4 protein-coding genes and 2 pseudogenes are annotated in these 6,908 nt (G+C 60.5%); 3 read left to right on the top strand and 3 right to left on the bottom strand.

Translation table 11 applies throughout. The features are described from left to right. Positions 1–1,661, top strand: a pseudogene (locus J0I64_RS21410) (hypothetical protein); the annotation flags it as partial. A gap of 20 nt (positions 1,662–1,681) precedes the next feature. Then, positions 1,682–2,329 (top strand): recombinase family protein, encoded by a 648-nt coding sequence (locus J0I64_RS21415; RefSeq protein WP_291412116.1) that lies wholly within the window; start codon positions 1,682–1,684, stop codon positions 2,327–2,329. Positions 2,330–2,433: 104 nt separating this feature from the next. Here J0I64_RS21415 and J0I64_RS21420 read toward each other — a convergent pair whose 3' ends face one another. The 3 genes from J0I64_RS21420 to J0I64_RS21430 are packed head-to-tail and all read right to left on the bottom strand — an operon-like array spanning position 2,434 to position 6,264. Beyond that, the gene (locus J0I64_RS21420; RefSeq protein ID WP_291412118.1) at positions 2,434–3,996 is read right to left on the bottom strand and encodes a methyl-accepting chemotaxis protein; all 1,563 of its coding nucleotides are present in this window, start codon (positions 3,994–3,996) and stop codon (positions 2,434–2,436) included. Then, a complete protein-coding gene (locus J0I64_RS21425; protein ID WP_291412120.1) occupies positions 3,971–4,453 on the bottom strand; it encodes a PAS domain-containing protein in 483 nt (160 codons plus the stop codon). The genes J0I64_RS21420 and J0I64_RS21425 overlap by 26 nt, the downstream gene beginning before the upstream one ends. Before the next feature lie 29 nt (positions 4,454–4,482). Then, entirely contained in the window at positions 4,483–6,264 is a 1,782-nt protein-coding gene (locus tag J0I64_RS21430; RefSeq protein ID WP_291412122.1) for an EAL domain-containing protein, read from the bottom strand. A gap of 401 nt (positions 6,265–6,665) precedes the next feature. Here J0I64_RS21430 and J0I64_RS21435 point away from each other — a divergent pair. Further along, positions 6,666–6,906, top strand: a pseudogene (locus tag J0I64_RS21435) (hypothetical protein); the annotation flags it as partial. Positions 6,907–6,908 lie beyond the last annotated feature (2 nt).

Here is a 6,908-nt window from a genome sequence, read left to right on the forward strand (position 1 = left end):
CTCGGCAGCCGAGCATGGTGCAGACCGATCTCATCGAATTTCTCGAAGCTGAAAAGGCCGCAGAAGCCGCCAAGGCTGCTGCCGATGCCCCTTGCGTCTTGACGGCGGGGACACTCCCACCCAGCGAAACATCGGCTCCGAGCAGCACCGGAAAGCCTGAACAGGGAAGCGCCAAGGACGAAGACATTAAGTTCTTCAAGGAGGTCGCTCATATCCGCAAAGAGGAATCTCCGAAGCCTGCCTATGACTATCGGTTCTTGCTCCGGCCTATCCAGCAGATGTTGACACCCGAAGAGGGACGGGGACCGGCGGTGTGTGCCTGCGGTCATGCTCGGGGCAAGACCGTCAACGTGCATCTCATCGATAGGGAGAACGGCACACAGCGGGCCTCGGCGGTCGGTATCTATCGCTGTGGGAACGGAGAGGCGTGCCCCGTGTGTGCCCGTCATGTCGCGGCCCTTCGAGCTAAGCGCTATCGCCTTGTGCATGAAGCCGTGAACGCAATGGGCGGCACGATGCTCACCTTCGTCTTCACCATCGACCACGCCCCCGAGGCCGCGCTTGCGCCTCTGCTCGCTGCCCTCAAATCGGCATCGACCGGCGCGCGCTCGGATCGTTTCTGGAATGAGAAGATCGCGCCTTTGATCAAAGCTGTTGGTGCCATGACCGACGCTCATGTGCGTCGCAGCGGTCGCGGCGGTTGGCATCCCCACCTTCATGTTACGCTGCCCTGCCTCACCAGCGACATGGAAGCGCTGCGGTCAGGGGCGGCCATGCTCATCGAACGCTTCGTGGAGCGGTTGGCGAAGCTGGGGTATCGGGCCAGCCTCGATCTGCAATCGATGACGGTCCTCGATGCACGGCCAAATGCCTATCCTGCGCATCATCATCGCCGTGCTGAGGTCGATGGGGATCTAGCCGACGAAATAGACGACGATACCAGCCTCTCGCCCTTCGACATTGCCGAGCTTGCCGCTGCTGGCAATGTCGAGATGAAGGCCTTGTTCGTGGAGTTCGTCGAGGCCATGCGCGGCTCCAAATCGGGGGTGATCACCGCCGCCATGGCCAAGAAGCTGGGCATTGAGGCCGGCACCGATCCCGGCCCCGGCTTTGATGAAACCACCCGCCTCGGCTCCATTCCCTCCACAGTCTGGATGAAGCTGCTGGACCTCAACCTCACCGGCACCTTCCTTACCCATGTCGAGACGTTCGGGCGAGAGGGTTGGCGACGGTCGCGCTGGTGGGCGCTGGAGCAGACCAATGAGGCCCCCGAATATTCCGTCGAGCTCGCCGCCGAGATCGCGGAACTCATTCATGCCCAGCAGCGCATGTGCGATCCCATCGCCAAAGAATTGGCGCAGGACCAGATCGAAATCTTCAAGGGAGACTGGACCTGGACACATGGGGCCGAGCTTGTCGCCGGCACCATGGACTATGTCGCCGCCAATCATCGGCACATGCGGGTGGACACGGAAGGCGTCGATATCTGGGTGAGCATCCTTGAGGAGAGCGCCGGCCAACTGGCTCGTCGCCGCAGCTATGCCGAGGTGTCTCACACGACCCTGCCCGTGGGCGACGGCCCGCCCCCCGCCAAGACCGTCTCACACGGGTCCGATCCTGACCATGTGAGACAAAATATGCCCGTTTCCCCGCACATCTAGACCCGAGTGAGAATTCATTCATGACGAACCCCAAGACCATCACCGGCCAGGTTGTCGGCTATGCCCGCACCTCTACCCTCGATCAACTTGCTGGCCTTGAGGCCCAGATTGCCGATCTCGCCGCCATCGGTGCCGACAAGGTTTTCTCGGAGCAGGTGAGCAGCGTGGCCCAGCGCGACGAGCTTGACGCCGCCATGGGCTACGTTCGCGAGGGCGACACTTTTGTCGTGACGAAAATTGACCGGCTCGCCCGCTCCGTTTCCGACCTTGTCGCCATTGCCGACGCGCTGAAAACCAAAGGCGTTGCGCTCCGTGTCCTCTCCCCCGACCTCGACACCTCAACGCCAGTCGGGCAGCTCATGCTGAATCTGTTGGCCTCCATCGCGCAGTTCGAGAGGCAGATCATGCTCGAACGCCAGAAGGAAGGCATCGCCAAGGCGAAGCGCGAGGGCCGTTATGTTGGGCGGCAAAAAACTGCCCAGCGCCATGCCGCTAAGGCCAAGGAGCTTGCCGCAGCGGGCACCAAGCCCGCCAAGATCGCAGAGCAGCTCGGCATCAGCCGGTCTAGCGTCTACCGAGTGCTCGCGGTCGAGCCGCAAAGAAATGCGGCCCAGCCAAAGGGCTATCCCGAGCTAAATTTCGCGATATCAGTGGATCCGCTTGAATAGCTCCTTTCGGCCGCCGACTCGGGGAGGAGAAGACAGCCTTGGATCAACGATAGTGGCCGACACGGACGCTTCGTCATTGCTTACGTCATTCTGCCGATGCTGCCTTACGCTGTTCTTCTCAGCGTCAGATAATCCTGACGACCAGCGCCCCCACCGCTGCCCACCCTGAACATGGCGACGATCTCGTTGAGTTCGGAGACCTGCGCCTCGGTTTGCTCAATGGCGGCATTGGTTTCCTCCACCAGCGCCGCATTATGCTGGGTCATCTCGTCGAGCTGATGCACGGCCGAACTGATACTGCCCAGGGCCGTTGCCTGCTCGGCACTGAGGCGAGCGATCTGGTTCATGATCTCGTCGTTGCTACGCGCCACCTCGATCATGGCTTCGAGCTTGCCAGCGGCATCGGCGACGAGACGTGAGCCCTCGCGCACTTCTTCGCTCGATACCTCGATCAGGTCCTTGATGTCCTTGGAAGCTTCCGCGGCCGATTGGGCGAGACGACGGACTTCCACGGCGACCACGGCAAAGCCTTTGCCCGCCTCCCCTGCCCGCGCCGCTTCCACCGAGGCATTGAGGGCGAGAAGGTTGGTTTGGAAGGCGATGTCGTCGATCATGCCGATGATGTTGGAAATCTTTGCTGAGGACTGAGTAATTCGACCCATGGCACCGTTGGCTTGTTCCATGGCAAGGCCGCCTTCGCCGGCAATACGATTGACATCAGCCGCCGATTTCGAGGCCTGCAAAGCGCGTGCGGCATTGGCCGAAACCACCGAACTAACCTCTTCTACCGAGGCAGAAGTCTGTTCGATGGTCGCTGCCTGGCGCAGAGTACGCTCGGACAGGTCATTAGCGCCGGCAAGGATTTCACCCGTTGCTGTATGCACCGCACCGGAGGTGGTTTTCAGGCGACTGACCACATCGGCCAGAGTGTCGGCCACCTTGTTGGTATTAGATTTGAGCGCCATAAACGCGCCTTCATAATGCCCCTCGATGCGGCGATTGAGTTCCATGCGGCCGAGAGCGGCGAGCACGACGCCGGCTTCGGAAAGGCCGCGATCCACCGTATCGATCAGGTTATTGACCGAACCGGCTAGGGCCTTGATCTCGACATCGGAAAAATCGGTGGCGACTCGGCGGGAGAAATCGCCGGCCACGGCGGCATCCACCACATCGCCAAAGGCCTGACGCAATTGCCGCAGGAGGCGCGGCCGGTCGGCGAGAATATCGATGGCCGCATTGATCTTGTTGACCGAATGGCGGAAGGCCCCGCGCATGCCTTCGGGCCGGATTTTCCGGTAGAAACGCCCTTCGCTCGCCGCGGTCATGGCCAGGGCTGCCTCGCGCACGAAGGCGTCGTTGATGTCGATCACGCCATTGATGCGGTCGCCGGCCCGGCGCAGGTCGCCGCGCTCGCGGCGCAGATTGAGCCGCTCGTCGAAATTGCCGGCCTGGATGGCCTCGCCGACGCGTACGATCTGGGCCAGGAAACTGCCGATCTGGCTGGCAAAGAGCAGCCCCAGGGCGGCAAGCAGCACCTGCCCGGCGCTGAGCGCGAGGGTCACGGGCAGCGGCAGGCCGAGAAGGGAAAGGCCGATCAGCGCCAGAGCGAGGGCGGCTTCCGCGCCGATGACGAGGCGCAGCTTAGAGAGAGAGGACAAATTCGTCATAGGACTGACCCCTTTCCTGCAAAATGGTCATGAGAAGATCGTAGCTTTCCTGCAGGCCCGTCTTGCGGCTCTTGGGGGTCTGTTCGACCTGCAGGAGGCGCTCATAGAGCTGGCCGATGGCGGCGACGGCCGCGGCCGAAGGCTTGCGACGGTTCGAGTGATAGCCGGTGATATTGCCCTGTTCGTCATGCGAGGGCGTCACATGGGCAAAGACCCAGTAATGCTCGCCGAACTTGGTCTTGTTGACCACATAGGCGAAGATTTCCTGGCCGGACTGGATGGTTTCCCAGAGCAGCTTGAAGATGCAGCGGGGCATGGCGTCGTTGCGCACGATGGCGTGGGGATGGCCCAGAAGATCATCGATGGTGAAATCGGAAATGTTGAGAAAGACGTCGTTCACATAGGTCAGGTGACCCTTGGAATTGGTCTTGCTGACGATAATCTCGTCAACACCCATGGACCTTTCATGTCCGGAGATTTGCATCGTCATGTCCTTGTGGCCGTGGATGGCAAATGGTGGATGAGGTGCGGCGGCGAGATCGTCGAAAGCCGGTGCAGCACTTCGGGGAGTTGGGCGGGGATATAGGCGCGGGCAAAATGCCAGCCTTGCAGGAAGTCGCAGCCAAGGGCGTTCAGGAGCTTGGCCTGTTCGAGAGTTTCGACACCTTCGGCCGTGACCAATTTGCCCATTCCGTGGGCGATATCGACCACGCCGCGAATGATGGCTGCATCCCCGGTATTATCCGGCAGGTTGGAAACGAAGCTGCGGTCGATCTTGACCCGATCGATCGGCATGCTCCGCAAATGCGTCAGCGAGGCAAAGCCGGTACCGAAATCATCGAGAGCGATTTCGACGCCTGCCTCATGCAGCCGTGCTAAGCGCCCTTCCAGGTGCAGGAAATCGCGGCCCAGAAAAACACCCTCGGTAACCTCGATGCAGAAGCGGCTGGGCGCGATGCGCATTTGTTCGGACAACTCGAAGAAGCGATCAACAAAACTGTCGGAACGGAAGTCGGCATTAGTGACATTGATGGCGACGCGGCAAAAGGGTAGGCCGGCCAATTGCATAGCCTCGACATCGCGGAAGGCACGCTCGACGACGAACATGCCGATCGCCGCCAGAATACCGGGGTCGTCGATCTCAACGAGAAAATCCCCCGGCGTCAGCAGGCCCTGCTCGGGATGATGCCAGCGCAGCAGTGCTTCGAGCGAGATCGGATCCGATTTCCGGTCCGTGGGCACGATGGGCTGGTAGTGCAGCAGGAACTGGTCGGTGACGAGGCCATTTTCCACCGCGGTCCGCAGCTCGGCCCGGCGATCCGCCGTTTCGCGTAGTGAGGGAATGAAGAATTTGGCGCAATCCCGCCCCAGCGCCTTGGCGCGATAAAGCGCCATGTCGGCGGCTTTGAACAGGTCTTCGAGATTATCCGCATCGCGCGGAAAGGCGGCGACGCCCATGCTGGTGGTACAGCGCCGCATCTGCGCGCCGAGCGAAACCGGCCGGCGCATCTGCGCCAAAATGGCTTCGACGAAATCGATGACCGCGCCGACATTCATGCTGGTCATGACGATGCCGAATTCATCGCCGCCGAGCCGGGCCACGAAACACCCCGGCGGCATGAGGGCGCTCAGGCGCTTGCTGACGATGCGCAGCAGATCATCGCCAATATCGTGGCCGAAGGCGTCGTTGATTTCCTTGAATGTGTCGATATCGAGCAGCGCCAGATGCACCGAGCCTTCGGAGCGCGCCTCGGCCAAAACTGTGTCGAGGTAATCGTGAAACCGCCGCCGATTGGCGATGCCGGTCAAGGGATCGATGCTGACGGCGGCCTGTAGGCGAGCCTCTGCCTCGTGCCGCGATGTGATGTCGAAGCGAATGGCGGTATAGCTGTCCACCTTGCCGGAACGCCCGACATGGGGAACGATGGTGGTATCCACCCAATAATGAGAACCGTCCTTGCGCTTGTTGCAGATTTCGCCATGCCAGACCTCGCCGTGCGCCACGCAGCGATACATGTCGCGAAAGAACTGCGTGTCGTGCACATCCGAGCGCAACATGCGATGGTTGGCCCCGATCAGCTCTTCGGCCGTATAGCCGCTGATCTCGCAGAACTTGCTGTTCACGAAGGTAATGGTGCCCTTCACATCGGTCATGGCGACTATGGCCGCGCTGTCGAGCGCGTAGCGGATGAATTCCATTTCGGATGCATAGCTCTGCACCGACCCTGCCGGTGCGGCAAAATCCTGTTCCAAGGCCTTCCGATGCATCGATGTTCCCCAAAATGCACGTTCCAGGAAACATTATCCTGTTCGGGCTAAGGATACGGTTGGTTATGTTAACCAGTTTTGAAGAAAACAGCGTTTGGCCAAGATTATGTTGCAGACGGTTCCGTGGGCCTCCGCCAATCGTGACAGTGCGTTAGCGAGGTGGAGCGTCCGGGAAACCCTTGTTGACGACTCTGGCGAGAACTTGTACCCAGAAACGCACCCACTCGATGCGCCATATTGTTTTAAATCAATAGGTTATGGCGAATTTCACGGAGAGTCCCTCTCTCTCCGCCATTTTCTATCCTTGAATCCCAAAATCCTGAACGGTGCCATATCGATGGTGCGGGCGACCTACCGTGCTACCAAAACTTGGCAAAGCCGGTACGCAAAGACTGCGCACGCTGCCTGGGAATGCGCCGGATGGATATCCAAAGTGACAGAACTGCGGGCGGCAATGCAATGGTCGGAGGGGCAGGTCTGGACCAGCCCGGAGCGCCACGGCGTCATGAGTTCGGTGCTGAAGAGCTGGTGAAGTTCACGCTGATCAACGGCGGCGCGTCCAAATATCTCACTTCGCGCTATGGCGAGCGCAAGGAGGCGGCAGCTAAACTGGACGAGCGCGTCAGCCTCAGGACGATCTAGAC

The sequence above is a fragment of the Devosia sp. genome (assembly GCF_017307565.1).
Lineage (GTDB): Bacteria > Pseudomonadota > Alphaproteobacteria > Rhizobiales > Devosiaceae > Devosia.